Genomic DNA, 14,804 nt, shown 5'->3' on the forward strand with positions numbered 1-14,804 from the left:
CCTGTGAGACACACCCCGCACTATCTGATGACCGACCCCGACGAGGTCCGACGACTCATCCGCAACAACCCGTGGGCGACGATCGTCTCGCCGACCAGCCAGGGGCTGGTCGCCTCCCACTACCCAGTGCTGCTCGAGGAGCCCAGCGCTGGGGAGCTCAGCGCTGGCGCCTCCGACTCCGGCCCCACCTCCGACTCCGGCTCCGACTCCGGCCCCAATCCCACCTCCAACTCCGACTCCGACTCCGACTCCGACTCCGACTCCGACGAGATCAGCATTGTCAGTCACTTCGGCCGACCGGATGAGCAGCTCCACGAGCTGGGCCAGCACGAGGTGCTGGTGATCATCCAGGGACCGCACGACTACGTGTCGGCCAGCTGGTACGAGCCCGACGACCTGGTCTCGACCTGGAACCACGTCACGGCCCACCTCTACGGCACGCCGGAGATCCTCTCCGCGGAGGAGAACTACACCGTGCTCTCCCGGCTCACCGACCACTTCGAGCAGGGTCGGCCCGGCGGTCGCAGCCTCGCCGAAGACGAGGCCGGCACCCGTCGGGCCGCCAAGGGCACTGTCGGCCTGCGGCTGCGCGTCACCCGCTTCGATGCCCGCTCCAAGCTGAGCCAGAACAAGCCGGCTGCGGTGCAGGACCGCATCGTGGAGGAAGTGGGCCTCACCAACCCGGCGCTGGCCGAGGAGATGCGCAGGGTCCGGTGACGGCATGGCACGCGCTCTCCTCGCCCTCGGGTTGGTGGCAGTGATCGTGCTCGGACTGTTCTGGGCCTTCCAACGCTCACTGGTCTACCACCCGGACCCGGCAGCTCCCGCGCCGGTGGAGGAGGTGCTGCCCGGCGCCCGCGAACTGCTGCTCCACACCGAGGACGGGCTGGAGCTGACGGCCTGGTTCCTTCCGCCAGACCCGCAGACCGACCGCAATCTGGCGGTGCTCTACGCGCCGGGCAACGGTGGCCACCGCGAGGGCAGGGCGGGCATCGCCCGGGATCTGGCCGACCGAGGCTTCACGGTGCTCCTGCTGGACTACCGCGGCTTCGGAGGCAACCCTGGCAGCCCGAGCCAGGAGGGCCTGGCTGCCGACGCCGACGCGGCGGTGCGGGCCCTGACCCAGGAGGGTTTCCCGCCTGAACGGACGATCTATCTGGGCGAGTCACTGGGCGGTGGCGTCGTTGCTCGACTGCAGGCTGATCACCCGCCAGCCGGCGTGGTGCTGCGCTCGCCGTTCACCGAGCTCGCGGCTGTCGGGTCGCACCACTACCCGATCCTGCCGGTCGGGCTGCTCCTGCGCGACCGGTTCCCGGTCTCCGCGCACCTGGCCGAAGGAACGGTCCCAGTGACCATCGTGCGAGGGACGGCCGACTCGGTGGTGCCCACCGAGCTGAGCGCCGAGGTGGCACGCGTCGCCCGGGACCGGGGCACGCTGGTGGAGGAGGTCGTCCTGGAGGGTGTGGATCACAATGACCCCGAGATGTTCGGCCCTCCCCTCGCCGATGCAGTGGTCCGGCTCGCCGAATCGCTGCCCATCCGGCGGAGGTGACCAGCTGGTGGACGTCCCAGGGCACGGTGCATCTTGACCTGCTTGGGGGCAGGCACGGACCGTGTCAGGGAACTCGTGAGAGGGGGACGCAGCGGGCACATCACAGCTCCGGGGCGTCGACGGTCAACTGGGTGAACCGCACGCGGGCGTCCTCGGTGTAGAGGCCGATGGCACCCTCGGTGTAGGGACGCTCGGTGTCGCTAACCGTGCCGAGATCCACGCCGTCGACGCTCACCGTCATGTCACCACCGGACTGGGTCACCTCGACCCGGTAGTCCACGCCGATCGGGAAGCTGGGCTCGGTGCCGGTCAACAGGAACCGCTGGTTGCCGGGAAAGGCCGGGTCCTGTTTGGTGATCTCCCAGCCACCGGGCTTGAGGGCGACGGCGTAGAAGTGCTCGTTGTCCTGGTAGTTCCAGAGCACCCAGGCGACCTCCCACGGGTTGGGCTCCTCGCCCTGGCGCAGCTGACTCTCCGTCCTGGCTGTGATCGCCAACGTCGTGTCGGCCGGATAGTCCCGGGTGGTCACCACCAGACCGCCGTGGGTGGTGTCGGCGGACGCCGCCTGCCGGGGCTCGAGGACGACGGTCCCCTCCTGCGCGCTCGCGCTGCCGTGACCATCGAAGACCAGGGACCAATCGTCGCGTGCCTCACCCTCGGCCCACTCGCCGTTCGCGCAGGCCGTCAGCACAGTGGCCGTGGCGACCAGCGCCAGCACGCGGTGCGCGGCCAGCCTCACAGCGGTCGACCCATGCTGGGGGTGCCAAGGCCCGGAGTGGCCTCGGGCCGCTGGGTCTCCTCCAGGCGGTCTGTCTTTGCCCAGGCCGTCCGTCCACCCAGGGTGCGCACTACGGCTCGCCACCCTGCGACATACCAGAGTGTGGCGTAGCCGACGTAGAGGTGCGCCAGCCCGATCCCGGTCAGGAGGCCCATCCGGTCCTCGGACGCCTCGACCCGGCGATAGATGATGGCCAGGGCCACCATCGGTCCGAAGGCGAAGAGGTAGGAACTGACCCACATCCAGGTGAACTCGAGCTGGCCGGCGACCGCGTCCATCCCGAGCCGCACGATCCAGGTCAGGAAGGCGAGGGTGAACAGCGAACTCACCAGGAGCAGGAAGGGGCTGGTCAGGTGGTAGTAGAGGTCGGCGCGGCGGCGACCCTCGAGCCTGTTGAGCACCTGCGGGACCAGGCCCCATGACTGGAGGTGGCCCTGGAACCACCGGGCCCGCTGCCGAATCCAGGCGCCGAGCCCGACGAGTCCCTGCTGGTGCACCGCGGCGTGGCGGCAGAAGTCCAGGCGCCAGCCAGCAATCAACAGCCGCACCCCAAGGTCGAGATCCTCGGAGAGGGAGTGCGTCCACGGCCTGCGCCCCAGGCTGGTGAGTGCCGACAAGCGCACGAACTGTCCGTTGCCGCCCAGACCCACGCTGCCCAGGTGGCGCCGACCGCGCTGGAAGACCTCGGTGTAGAGCACGAACTCAAAGTCCTGCAGACGAGCCAGGAGGCTGGTGTGGCGGTTGCTGATGCGCACACCCACCTGGACACCACCCAACGTCGGGTCAGCGAAACCCGGCAGCACCTCGTGCAGGCTGTGCTCCTCGAGCCGGCCGTCGGCGTCAACCACCACCACGATCGTGGACGCCGGGTCGCGGACCGGTCCGATGCCACCGTTGAGGAGGTGGACGACCGCGGCGTTCAGGGCCTCGCCCTTGCCCAGCCGGGCGGCGGGGAGGTGCCGCTGCAGCAGGTGGACCCGCGGGTCCTGCACGGCGCGGACTACCTCGGCCGTGCCGTCATCGGACCCGTCGTCCACCACGAGGACGCGGATCCGCGGATGCGGCAGGCGCAGCAGCCGGTCCAGGCTCTCTCCCAGAACGCGCTCCTCGTTGAGGCACGGGATCACGAAGAGCACGTCGAAACCCGGGTCGGTCCCCAGCGGGGCCGCGTGCCGCTCCTGACCGAGCGGATCACGACGGGAGAGCCCGACGAGCACCACGAGGTAGACCACACACACCAGCACGAGCCCGACCGCCAGCACCATCACCAGGTCGACTCGACCACCGACGAGAACCATGCTCAGGCGGCACGGGAGGCCGGAGACGCTGGCGCCTGGATGGTCGGCGGAGCCGTAGACAGAAGGGCCTGGTTGGCGGGCCTCAGCGGGACCATCGAGAGTCCTGGGTGCCTCGTTGCGGAACGGACGGACCAGAAGGTCAGCGTCACGAACATCGCGACCACGTAGGCAAGGAACAGCACCGCGGCCACCCTCAGCAGGACACGACCCGCACCCGAGATGAAGCTCTCGGTGACCAGGAAGATGGTGGACTGAGCGAGATCGAACATCGTTGAGCAACCCCTTTGTGGCAGGCATCCGCGGCGCGAAGAGCAGGTATGCGTACTCTCGCGTAACCGTAAAGCAAGAGTAAAGCTCTCGAAGAGTACACGCCGATAGTGAATCGCTCAACTACCCGTCGAGATCGGCTCCGGCACAGGTCGAAGACGGATCTGTCCCGCTACCGAAGGGGCCGGGACCGTCAGGAGCCGAACCGCCCGGCACCAAGCTGCGCCCCGCGAGGAGGCGTGTCGGCGGCGAGCAGGGCTGCGCGTGCAGGGAGGCGTGTCGGCGGCGAGGAGAGGTGGGGCGGCAGGGCAGCGCATCGGCGCCGGCCAGGACCGATCGGGAAGCCGCACCGAGGCGTGGTGCCCCCGACGGGACTCGAACCCGCACTGGACCCATTTTAAGTGGGCTGCCTCTGCCGATTGGGCTACGAGGGCACGGCCAGATTACCGTCCGGGCGTGGCCCGGTTGCCAGGGGCGAGTGGTGTGGGGCAGTTCATCACGTTGGTCGAACAGGACACCATCGGGCGCTCACAGCCGGGCGATGACCTCGTCCAGCATCGCCTCCGTGAGCCGGCCGGTGAAGGTGTTCTGCTGACTGACGTGATAGCTGCCGACCAGATGCACGGTGCGTCCGCCCGGCGTGATCAGGTCGGCGACGGCGCCGTGACCGAATTTCGGCTTCGGACGCGGCACGGTCCAGCCCATCTCGCGCACCGTGCGCAGGGTCGCGTCCCACCCGATCGAGCCCAGCGCCAGGATCGAGCGCAGGGTCGGCACCGCGAGTTCGAGCTCGCGATGCAGCCACGGCGCGCAGGTGGCCTTCTCCTGCGTGGTGGGTTTGTTCTGCGGGGGCGCGCAACGCACCGCTGAGACGATCCGGATGCCGTGCAGCTCGAGGCCGTCGCCAGCGTGGTCACTGGCGGCCTGGGTCGCAAAACCGCCGCGGTGCAGGGCTGCGTAGATCCAGTCACCCGACCGGTCGCCGGTGAACATCCGCCCTGTCCGGTTTGCGCCGTTGGCCGCCGGGGCCAGTCCGACGATGAGCACCGGGGCACCGGCCGGTCCGACCCCGGCAGCGGGACGGCCCCAGTAGGGCTGGTCGGCGAACGAGGCGCGACGCCCGGTGGTCGCGACCGACTCCCGCCAGTCCACCAGCCGCGGGCAGGCGCGGCACACGGTGACCAGGGCGTCGAGCTCGCCCACATTCTCTGCCCGGCGGGCGAGTCTGGCCACCTGAGTCGCCGTGCGGGCGACCGGGGTGTCCGCTGTGGCCGGGTCATCGGGCCAGCCGGTCCCCGGTGGCACGGGTGAGGGGAACTCCTGACCGGTGACCGGGTGCGGGTCGGTGCCCGAGGACCGCGGGCGTGGCGCTGGTGACATGGCCGGCCGCTCAGCCGGCGGACGGCGCGGCCTGGGAGAGCGCGATGCCGTCCAGGATGTCGTGCTCGGAGGCCCGCACGGTGGTCAGCCCCGAGTCGTGCTGCAGCCGCTGGATGATGCTGCGCCACACCAGGGCGCCCGCACCGATCACATCGACGCGCCCCTCGTGCATGAAGGGCAGCGCGGCGCGGTCCGCCCGACTCATCTGCACCAGGTCGGTGCAGGCGGCGATGGCCTGCTCGACCGAGAGCTCGGCGCCATGGATCTGCTCGGGTCGGTAGGCGCCCAGTCCCAGGGCGTGCGCGGTCACCGTGGTCACGGACCCAGCGACCCCCACCAGGGTGCCGACACCGGTCAGATCGACCTGCTCCGCAGCGCTATTGACCGCCACCGTGATATCGCCCAGCGCCGGCCAGATCTCGGCCTCGGTGGGTGGGTCGCTGCGCAGGTGCCGCTCGGTCATCCGGACACACCCGATGTCGACAGAGACCGCCTGCTCGACACGGTCGGTGCCCCGCACGAACTCGGTGGACCCGCCGCCGATGTCGACGACCAGGTGCGGTGCCGGTGCTCCCTGCAGCCCGGTCGTCGCGCCGGCAAAGGACAGGGACGCCTCCTCCTGCCCCGAGATCACCTCGGGCGCCGTGCCGAAGGCCGCGAAGGCCTCCTGCACGCCGGTCACGAAGTCCGCCGCGTTGGTGGCATCACGCGAGGCCGACGTCGCCACGAAACGCACCGCCTCGCACCCGGCCTCCTGGCACTGGGCAGCGTAGTCGGCGGCAGCGGCCAGGGTCCGTGCCATGGGCTCCGCCCCGATCCTCCCCGTGGCGTCGACCCCGTGTCCGAGGCGCACGATCCGCATCTCCCGGTGCACCTGGTGCAGCGAGCCGGGCACCACGTCCGCGATCAGCAGGCGGATGGAGTTGGTGCCGCAGTCGATCGCTCCGACCCGAGTCATACGCCCTCCTCGCCCTCGTCCTCCGGCTCGGGGTCGCAGCAGCCGTCGTGCCACCACTGCGGCAGCGCGGCCAGTGCCTCGTCACCGAGCGGGTTGATGCCCGGACCGACGGCCAGGGAGTGGGCGACCAGGACGTGCAGGCACTTGACCCGCGTCGGCATGCCACCGGCCGAGATGCCCTCGATCTCCGGGACCGAGCCGAGCTGCGCCCGGCGGGCGAGGTAGTCCTGGTGAGCCTCGGCATACTTCCTGGCGAGCTCGGGGTCACGGGCCAGGCGCTCGGTCATCTCCCGCATCATCCCCTCGCTCTCCAGCGTGGAGATCGCGCCGGTCAACCGCGGGCACGTCGCGTAGAAGGATGTCGGGAACGGCGTGCCGTCGGGCAAGCGGGGCTCGGTGCGCACGACCGTCGGGCAGCCACACGGGCAGCGGTGCGCGATGGCCACGACCCCACGCGGCACCCGACCGAGCTGTCGGTGGATGGCTTCCAGGTCCTCCGGAGTGGGAGCCTGAGGTTCGGGACGCGGCATCAGGTCAGGGCTGCTCGGCATCGTTCCCCACGTCGTTCTCCTCCGTGGCGGGGGCCTCACCCTCAGGTGCCGGCTCGGTCTGAGGGACGCCGGGGGCCGGCGTCTCCGGCTCGGGGACGCCCTCGTTGGCCGTGATGACCGACTCCCAGACCTGGCCGTACCAGGGTCGTTGAGCGTGCACGTCCTCGGTGACCGGCGCCATGCCGGACAACGGCTCGCTGAGCTGCTCGCCGGTGTCGTCCAGCACGGTGAAGGCGACCTCACCCGGCTTGACGAAACGGAGCCGCTCGCGTGCCTGCTGCTCGACGAAGCTGTCGTCCTCCCAGCGCTCCAGCTCGGCCTCGATGGCCTCGATCCGGGCCTGCTCGGCGGCGATCTCCTGCTCCGCACGGGAGATCTCGGCCCGCTGGTCCAGATAGCCGCGCAACGTCGGCGTGAGAAAAAGCGCGAGGAACCCGAGCAGCACGATCAACGCACCGAGGCGCCACAGGCGAGGAGGGGAGTGCCGACGGTTCGTGGTGGATCCGGCCGCGTTCCCGGAGGTCGCGCGGGGTGCGCTGGCCGGGCGCGACCGGGGTGCCGCACGTCGGGTGCTGGTCCGGGACGGGCCCCGGCCGGGTCCGCGGTTGGTGGCCATCAGCTCCTCCTCCCTGCTCTGTGTCGTGACAATGTTTCAGCTGTATGCCGTGGGGCCGGTTCAGGTGCTCCGTGCCGGCCCGCGTGGGCTGGCTGGGCTCACCGTGCGCGCTGGCCTCAGTCCTTCGGGGTGAACCGGGGGAACGCGCCGCTGCCGGCGTAGACCGCGGCGTCGTCCAGCTCCTCCTCGATGCGCAGCAACTGGTTGTACTTGGCGACCCGCTCGGAACGGGCGGGGGCGCCGGTCTTGATCTGACCACAGTTGGTGGCCACGGCCAGGTCGGCGATCGTGACGTCCTCGGTCTCTCCGGAGCGGTGGCTCATCATGCAGCGGTAGCCGTTGGTCTGCGCCAGGGTCACCGCGTCGAGGGTCTCGGTGAGCGTGCCGATCTGGTTGACCTTGACCAGCAGCGCGTTGCCGATGCCCTCGGTGATGCCGCGCTGCAGCCGCTCCGGGTTGGTGACGAACAGGTCGTCACCCACGAGCTGGACGCGGGCGCCGAGGCGCTCGGTCATCGTCTTCCAACCGGCCCAGTCGTCCTCGTTGAGCGGGTCCTCGATGGAGACCAGCGGGTAGGCGTCGACGAGCTCGGCGTAGTAGTCGATCATCTCCTCGGCGCTCTTGGTGCCGCCCTCGAAGGTGTAGGAGCCCTCCTCGAAGAACTCACTGGCCGCGACGTCGAGGGCCAGGGCGATGTCACTGCCGGGGGTGTAGCCGGCCTTGCCGATGGCCTCGATGATCAGGTCGAGCGCGGCCCGGTTGGACTCCAGGTTGGGCGCGAAACCGCCCTCGTCGCCCAGCCCCGTGCTCAGGCCGCGCTCCTTGAGCACGGCCTTCAGGGCGTGGTAGACCTCGGTGCCCCAGCGCAGCGCCTCACGGAAGGAGCCGGCGCCGATCGGGGCGATCATGAACTCCTGGATGTCCACGTTGGAGTCGGCGTGCGAGCCGCCGTTGAGGATGTTCATCATCGGCACGGGCAGCACGTGGGCGTTGGGCCCGCCGACATAGCGGAAGAGCGGGAGCTCAGCGGCGTCTGCGGCAGCGTGGGCCACCGCGAGACTGACCCCGAGGATCGCGTTGGCGCCGATCTCTGCCTTGTTGTCGGTGCCGTCGACGGCCAGCATCTCGGCGTCGACCAGGCGCTGCTCGCTGGCCTCGAAGCCCAGCAGCCGCGGCTCGAGGTCGTCCATCACGGCGGCAACGGCCTGCTCGACGCCCTTGCCCAGGTAGCGACCCTCGTCGCCGTCGCGACGCTCCACGGCCTCGAACTGGCCGGTGGAGGCACCCGAGGGGACGGCGGCCCTCCCCACGGTGCCGTCGTCCAGGCCGACCTCGACCTCGACAGTCGGGTTGCCGCGGGAGTCAAGGATCTCCCGGGCGATGATCGCGTCGATGACAGCCACGACTACTCCTTCAGATGCACACAGGTCAGGTCACCCCGAGCCTAACGGCCCACCCTCCCCAACCCCGACCGGACGCACCGACTCGCGAGATCTGAAGCCACCGGACGCACCGTCGCCGGACATCCAGCCCCACTGGACGCACCGGCCTGACGAAGCTCCCGCTCAGCCGCCCCGCTGCTGCAGCGCCTCGTGCAGCACCAGCGATCCGGCAACTCCAGCGTTGAGCGAGCTGGCCGCACCGACCATCGGGATGCTCACGATGTGGTCGCACGCCTCGCGCCAGGCACGTGTCAGGCCGCGAGTCTCGTTGCCGACCACCAGGACGGTGGGTCCGGTCAGGTCGACCTCACGCAGCGGCAGGTCACCGCCCTCGTCCAGCCCCACAACAGTCCACCCTGCCCCGTCCACCTCGTGCTGCTCCCGCACCCAGGAGAGCACCTCGGTGTGCGAGGGCACCCGCACGACAGGGATCGTGAGCAGCGAGCCCGTGCTCGCGCGCACGCCGCGTGGGTCGTACGGGTCGGCCGCGTGCCCAGTCACCACCACACCGGTGCCGCCGAAGGCGTCGGCCGAGCGCACCAGAGTGCCGATGTTGCCGGGGCTGGAGGGCCGGTCGAAGACGGTCACCAAGGGCACGCGTTCGGGGCGCCCCAACCGGTCCAGGTCATCAGGGGGGAGCTCGAGCACCGCGAGCAACTCGGGGGTCGCCTCGTCCTTGCCGCCCAGCTCGGCCATGAGCTCATCAGCGAGTATGCCGTGCTGACCGGCAGCGGTCCCGTCCCAGACTCCCTGGGCCCAGTGGGACAGCTCTCCCTCGGCGCGCAGGAGCGCCCGGACCGGCCAGTCGCGCTCCAGCGCCAGGGTCAGCGGGCGCACGCCCTGGACCAGGAACTCACCATGGCGGTTGCGCTTGGTCCGGTTCGTCAGCAACGAGTGCCACTGCTGGAAGGTCGCGTTGCGGCTGTGGACGCGCAGGACGCGGCGCTGGCCCGCGACGCGGCGTTGCGAACCGCCGGACCCGCGGCTCACGGGCCCTCCGCCCCCAGGTCGGCCTCCGCGAGCTCTCGCAGCAACGTCCGCAGGGCTGCCGACGCGTCGACCCCCTCGGCGCGTGCGCCGAGCACCACGTCCATCAGCCGAGCGGCGACCAGCCCCTCGCCCGACTCGGTGAGACGGCGGTTAATCTCGGCCCGCAGCCGGTCGTTCATGCCAGCCCGCTCCAGGCGGGAGGCGACCTTGGCGGCGCGGGCGAGTGGCGGCATACCGGCAGGGATGCCGTCGAGGGGGTGCTCACGGTGCGGTTTCTCGAGTGCCTTGAGCTGCTCCCAGTTGGCCTCCACCGCAGCGGCATCGGCTGCCTCGGTGTCCCCGAAGACGTGGGGGTGGCGGTGCACCAGCTTCTCCACCAGGGTGGCACTGATGTCGTCGATGTCGAAGCCGTCCGGGCGCTCCGCGGCGACCCGGGCGTGGAAAGCGACCTGGAGCAGCACGTCGCCGAGCTCCTCGATGATGTGCTCGTCGTCCCCGGACTCCAGCGCCTCGACGGCCTCGTGGGCCTCCTCGATGAGATAGGGCACCAGGCTCTGGTGCGTCTGCTCCGCGTCCCAGGGGCACCCTCCGGGCGAGCGCAGCCGGTCCATCACCGCGACGACGTCGAGCAGTCGGGACCCTGGCTGGTCCCAGGAGCCGACCAGAACCTCGACCTCGGGCGCGACCGAGCCACCGCGCCGAGTCGCCTCGGCGGCCAGGGCGTCGGTGAGGCCGGGGTCGCCATCCGGGGAACCGACCCACACCACGGTGGCCTCGCTCGCCCGGTCCAGGAGATCCCGGGCCAGCGTCCGCGGGTCACCGGAGGCGACGGTGAGCTCGGTGCCCGTGGCTGCGATGGCGCGCGGCTGGGCATCCGCGAGCGCCCGGCAGAGCACGGCGCCCGCCTCCTCCAGACGGCGCCACGCCTCACGCGACAGCAGGCCCGGGGCCAGCCGTGGCGAAGTCAGCAGGAGGCTGAGGCGACCGCTCAGTTCTGGGCCCCGTCGGCCTGGCCGGTGACCTCGGTGATCCACTCCGGCGCCTGCGCCACGACCTGACCGTTGGTGCCGTCCCATTCGCCGTAGCGGGGGTTGATCTCGATGTCGAGGTCCTCCGTCGAGGGGAGCTGCTGCGCCATCTGGAGGTGGTTGATGGCGCGGTAGAGGTCGACCGTGCTGTCGGCGGGGTTCTGCAGCCCGCCGCCCTTGAGGTCGTTGACCAGCTGGGCATCGGGGATCGGGGCGTTGCCCGCCGCGCGGTGTGCCTCCTCGGCCAGGTCGCCGTAGACGAGCAGCGTCAGCACGTCGGTCGGGGTCGTCGGCGACACCGGCAGCGTGTTGAACTGCTCGGTCGCCTCCTGGACCTGCTCGATGGTGATCTGGTTGCCGTCGACGACGGCAGCGACCCCGGAGGACATGCCGCCGCCGGAGCACGCGGAGAGCACGAGCGCACCGACCGTGGCGGCGGTGAGCGCGGTGGTCGAACGGCGGGCACGGGACAGGGAACTTGCTGCGATCCTCACAGGGCACATCATGTCATCTGTTCCCGAGAGATTGCCGAGGCACTACCGCCCGTGGCGCTGAGGCGCTGCGCCGCCGTGGCGCTGAAGGGGTGGCCGCCGTGGCGCTGAGGCGCTGCGCCGCCGTGGCACTGAAGGGGTGGCCGCCGTGGCGGTAAAGGGGTGGCCGCCGTGGCGGTAAAGGGGTGGGCCGCCGTGGCACTGAGGGGCTGGCCGCCGTGGCGGTAAAGGGGTGGGCCGCCGTGGCACTGAGGGGCTGGGCAGCTCACCTGCTGGCAGGCTAGACCGCCTCGCGTCGTGGGGGGATGCTCAGACCAGCTGCTCGTTGTCATGCGGTTTCGGTGTTGCGGTTGTCGGGTTCTGACCCAAATTCTGCAGGACCGAGATCGCATGACATACCTCCTGGCCGTTCAGGTGACGGCCCGGCAGCCGGTCCCTGCGGCGTGGCTCGCGGTGGCCGCAGAGGCGCTGCAGGTGGCGCGGCACGGCCCCTGAGCTCTGCAGATGGCGCGGCACGGCTCCTGAGCTCTGCATATGACGTCACATAACGCATCAAGTGCAGAACTCAACACTGGTTCAGCACCGAATGCAGAGCCCACGCTCACCTTGGGCGCCCTATCGCCGCATGGCGCCCGGTGAGGCCCGCACGACACGACGGTGCGCCCGGTGAGGCCCCTCACCACACGACGGTGCGCCCGGTGAGGCCCCTCACCACACGACGGTGCGCCCGGTGGTCGAGCCCTCAGGCACTGTCGATGTCCCGCCGACGCAGACCCACGACGGCCAGGAGCAGCAGCACGACGGCGACGGCCGACAACAGACCGACGACAGACCAGTCCATCGACTCCAGCGGCATCCGCGGGGTGAGGTTGAACGGCGACAGGTCGCGCACGGACTCGGGGATCTTGAGCAGGTCACCCAGCCACCCGACGACGAAGCAGCCCGCCACGACAGCCCAGGCCACCAGGCCCAGCCGCGGCAACCAGCCGTGCAGCGCGGCGGCCAGGCCACCGATGACAGCCAGGGCCGGCAGGTAGGCCAGCGTGGCACCGACCAGTTCGCCGGACCGCTCCGTCGACCCGCTCACCAGGGCGTCTGCCACCGCGACGCCGAGACCGGTGGCCAGCAGCACGAGCAGGGTGCCGAGCCCGGCCACGGCGAGCCATCCAAACTGCCAGGACCGGCGCGCGGTGGGAGTGGACAGCACGAGCTCGGCGCGGGCCGCGGACTCCTCAGCCCGCAGCCGGTGGACCGAGGACACGGTGTAGCAGGCCACGACGAGCGCGAGGATGAGCAGGATCAGGCCGAAGTAGCCAGCCACGAGGTCGTCGCTGCCACCTGCGCCGAGCAGGTCCTTCATCTCCGGGTTGTCCTCCAGCATGGTGGTCACCTCGTTGCCGAAGGACCCGAAGGCCAGCCCACCGAGGAACAGGCCGACGGCCCACCAGAGCAGCGCCGACCGCTGCTGACTGAACGCCAGGCCGGGCACGGTGGACAGCAACCGGGAGGCGCGGGGCGAGCCCGGCCGGGTCGGCACCAGTCCGGCGCCCACGTCGCGGCGGCGACCCAGCTGCACCGCCACCACCGTGAGCACTGCCGCGAACGCCAGCGGCAGGAGCAACGGCCACCAGCGCTGGTCTCCGTAGGCATTCACGGACTGCACCCAGCCGACCGGGGAGAGCCATGATGCGGCGTTGTCGTTGACGTCACCGAGCGAGCGCAGCCCCCACGAGACCCCCAGCACCGCGACCGCGATGCCCAGGGCGGCGCGGGCGTGCTCGCTGACCTGGGCCGCCACCACCGTCACGGCGACGAAGGCCAGGCCCAGGCAGGCCATGGCCGCACCGAACAGCAGCGAGCCGCCGGCGGGCAGGCCGAGCCCGAGCAGGGAAAGCCCGATCAGGGCGCCCACGAGGAGGCTGGCGCCACCCACGACGATCAGCGCGGCGGCCAGGGGTGCGTGGCGGCCGAGCACGCCGGCCCGCAGCAACTCGGTGCGCCCGGTCTCCTCCTCCGTGCGGGTGTGCCGCACCGTCAGGAAGATCGCCATCAGGGCGACGCCCAGGGCGGAGGTGAGGTTGATCTCGAAGAGGGTGATTCCACCGACGGTGTCGAGCGCCTGGGCAGGGCCGCTCATCACGATGGCGGCCGGACTGCTGCTGACCGTCGCGGCATAGCCGGCCCGCAGCGCGGGCGTGCTGTAGAGGCCCTGCACTGCGGAGGCCGACGCGGCCACCAGCCCGACGATGCCCACGATCCAGATGGGCAGCACGATCCGGTCCAGCCGGAGGAAGAGGCGGACCAGGTGCCCGGTGCCGGTCAACCCGGTGCCGGTCAGCCCCGCGCTCGACGCCGTGCTCGACGGCCCCGCGCCAACTGGGCCCGTGCTGTCCCGACCCGTCGTGATCGCGCTCATCGTCCCGTCCCCCGGTCTCCGTCACCCGATCCTGACCCCACGGTGTCGGCCGAGGAGCCGGCCAGCGCCTCCGGCGACTCGTCCTGCGCAGGCAACCGCTCGCCATACTGCTTGAGAAAGAGCTCCTCCAGGGTCGGTGGGTGGGCCTGCAACGACCTGATTCCGAGGCCGGAGAGGTGGGCGATCGCCTCGTCGAGGTGGTCGGTGTCGACCTTGAAGGTCACCCGTCCGTCGACGCTCTCCAGGTCGGTGACGCCCGCGATCCCAGTCAGATCGTCGGCCGGACGTCCGGTCTCCGCGGTCACCGTCGTGCTGGTCAGGTGTCGAAGGTCGGCCAGCGTGCCGCTCTGCACGGTGCGGCCGGCACGGATGATCGAGACCCGGTCGCACAAGGCCTCCACCTCGGCCAGGATGTGGCTGCTCAGCAGCACCGTGCGCCCCTCGTCCTTGGCTCGTTGGATCCAGCTCTGGAAGACCTCCTCCATCAGCGGGTCCAGGCCGTTGGTCGGCTCGTCGAGGATGAGCAGGTCGGCGTCGGAGGCCAGGGCGGCCACGAGTGCGACCTTCTGGCGGTTCCCCTTGGAGTAGGTCCGGCTCCTCTTCGCGGGGTCGAGCTCGAAGTCGCGCAGGAGCTCGACCCGCCGGGTCTCGTCGAGGCCACCGCGAAGCCGACCGATCAGGTCGATCACCTCCCCACCGGTCAGGCTCGGCCACAGGGCGACGTCACCGGGGACGTAGGCGAGGCGTCGGTGCAGGGCCGCAGCATCGCGCCAGGGGTCACCGTCCAGGAGCCTCACGTGCCCCGAGTCCGGCCGCAGCAGACCGAGCAGCACGCGGATGGTGGTGGACTTGCCCGAGCCATTGGGGCCGAGGAAGCCGTGCACCTCTCCGCGGGCGACGGTCAGGTCGAGCCCGTCCAGCGCGTGGGTCGACCCGAAGGACTTGTGGAGTTGGTCCACGACAATCGGTGCAGTCATGGGCTACAATCTACACAACTTTTACAGATTTGTGAATATCATTAATTGTGGGAGATCCAG

15 protein-coding genes and 1 tRNA gene are annotated in these 14,804 nt (G+C 70.6%); 2 read left to right on the top strand and 14 right to left on the bottom strand.

Going from position 1 to position 14,804, the window contains the following annotated elements; genetic code table 11:
- Nucleotides 1–27 precede the first annotated feature (27 nt).
- On the top strand, nt 28–717 hold the full coding sequence (locus tag DPQ65_RS10070) for an FMN-binding negative transcriptional regulator (RefSeq protein ID WP_114907488.1): 690 nt from the start codon (nt 28–30) through the stop codon (nt 715–717).
- Between the two features lie 4 nt (nt 718–721).
- Nucleotides 722–1,552, top strand: coding sequence for an alpha/beta hydrolase (locus DPQ65_RS10075; protein WP_114907210.1), 831 nt, complete (start codon nt 722–724; stop codon nt 1,550–1,552).
- Nucleotides 1,553–1,652: 100 nt separating this feature from the next.
- Here the strand turns inward: DPQ65_RS10075 and DPQ65_RS10080 are convergent, their stop codons facing one another.
- The 14 genes from DPQ65_RS10080 to DPQ65_RS10140 all read right to left on the bottom strand — a co-directional run bounded on the left by DPQ65_RS10080 (nt 1,653) and on the right by DPQ65_RS10140 (nt 14,744).
- On the bottom strand, nt 1,653–2,291 hold the full coding sequence (locus tag DPQ65_RS10080; RefSeq protein ID WP_114907211.1) for a calcium-binding protein: 639 nt from the start codon (nt 2,289–2,291) through the stop codon (nt 1,653–1,655).
- Nucleotides 2,288–3,628 (bottom strand): glycosyltransferase, encoded by a 1,341-nt coding sequence (locus tag DPQ65_RS10085; RefSeq protein WP_162802153.1) that lies wholly within the window; start codon nt 3,626–3,628, stop codon nt 2,288–2,290. The genes DPQ65_RS10080 and DPQ65_RS10085 overlap by 4 nt, the downstream gene beginning before the upstream one ends.
- Nucleotides 3,629–3,630: 2 nt before the next feature.
- Nucleotides 3,631–3,897: a hypothetical protein gene (locus tag DPQ65_RS15675; RefSeq protein ID WP_162802154.1), complete on the bottom strand. Its 267-nt coding sequence runs from the start codon at nt 3,895–3,897 to the stop codon at nt 3,631–3,633.
- Nucleotides 3,898–4,252: 355 nt separating this feature from the next.
- A tRNA-Leu gene (locus tag DPQ65_RS10090) sits at nt 4,253–4,329 on the bottom strand.
- A 94-nt stretch (nt 4,330–4,423) separates the two neighbouring features.
- A complete protein-coding gene (locus tag DPQ65_RS10095) occupies nt 4,424–5,275 on the bottom strand; it encodes a uracil-DNA glycosylase (protein WP_114907213.1) in 852 nt (283 codons plus the stop codon).
- A 10-nt stretch (nt 5,276–5,285) separates the two neighbouring features.
- Nucleotides 5,286–6,233 (bottom strand): Ppx/GppA phosphatase family protein, encoded by a 948-nt coding sequence (locus DPQ65_RS10100; RefSeq protein ID WP_114907214.1) that lies wholly within the window; start codon nt 6,231–6,233, stop codon nt 5,286–5,288.
- Nucleotides 6,230–6,784: a DUF501 domain-containing protein gene (locus DPQ65_RS10105; protein WP_238146777.1), complete on the bottom strand. Its 555-nt coding sequence runs from the start codon at nt 6,782–6,784 to the stop codon at nt 6,230–6,232. Before DPQ65_RS10105 ends, DPQ65_RS10100 begins: the two co-directional genes overlap by 4 nt.
- Nucleotides 6,768–7,400 carry an FtsB family cell division protein gene (locus tag DPQ65_RS10110; protein ID WP_114907215.1) on the bottom strand — a complete coding sequence of 211 codons (633 nt, stop codon included), beginning with the start codon at nt 7,398–7,400 and terminating at the stop codon, nt 6,768–6,770. Before DPQ65_RS10110 ends, DPQ65_RS10105 begins: the two co-directional genes overlap by 17 nt.
- Before the next feature lie 116 nt (nt 7,401–7,516).
- On the bottom strand, nt 7,517–8,803 hold the full coding sequence (eno, locus tag DPQ65_RS10115) for a phosphopyruvate hydratase (protein ID WP_114907216.1): 1,287 nt from the start codon (nt 8,801–8,803) through the stop codon (nt 7,517–7,519).
- Between the two features lie 162 nt (nt 8,804–8,965).
- A complete protein-coding gene (locus DPQ65_RS10120; RefSeq protein WP_202863079.1) occupies nt 8,966–9,832 on the bottom strand; it encodes a TrmH family RNA methyltransferase in 867 nt (288 codons plus the stop codon).
- Nucleotides 9,829–10,728 (bottom strand): nucleoside triphosphate pyrophosphohydrolase, encoded by a 900-nt coding sequence (locus DPQ65_RS10125; protein WP_238146778.1) that lies wholly within the window; start codon nt 10,726–10,728, stop codon nt 9,829–9,831. Before DPQ65_RS10125 ends, DPQ65_RS10120 begins: the two co-directional genes overlap by 4 nt.
- A 92-nt stretch (nt 10,729–10,820) precedes the next feature.
- Nucleotides 10,821–11,354: a hypothetical protein gene (locus DPQ65_RS10130; RefSeq protein WP_114907218.1), complete on the bottom strand. Its 534-nt coding sequence runs from the start codon at nt 11,352–11,354 to the stop codon at nt 10,821–10,823.
- Nucleotides 11,355–12,093: 739 nt separating this feature from the next.
- The gene (locus DPQ65_RS10135) at nt 12,094–13,767 is read right to left on the bottom strand and encodes an ABC transporter permease (protein WP_114907219.1); all 1,674 of its coding nucleotides are present in this window, start codon (nt 13,765–13,767) and stop codon (nt 12,094–12,096) included.
- Entirely contained in the window at nt 13,764–14,744 is a 981-nt protein-coding gene (locus DPQ65_RS10140) for an ABC transporter ATP-binding protein (protein ID WP_114907220.1), read from the bottom strand. Before DPQ65_RS10140 ends, DPQ65_RS10135 begins: the two co-directional genes overlap by 4 nt.
- Between the last annotated feature and the right edge of the window lie 60 nt (nt 14,745–14,804).

It is taken from the genome of Ornithinimicrobium murale, assembly GCF_003352835.1.
Classification (GTDB): domain Bacteria; phylum Actinomycetota; class Actinomycetes; order Actinomycetales; family Dermatophilaceae; genus Ornithinicoccus; species Ornithinicoccus muralis.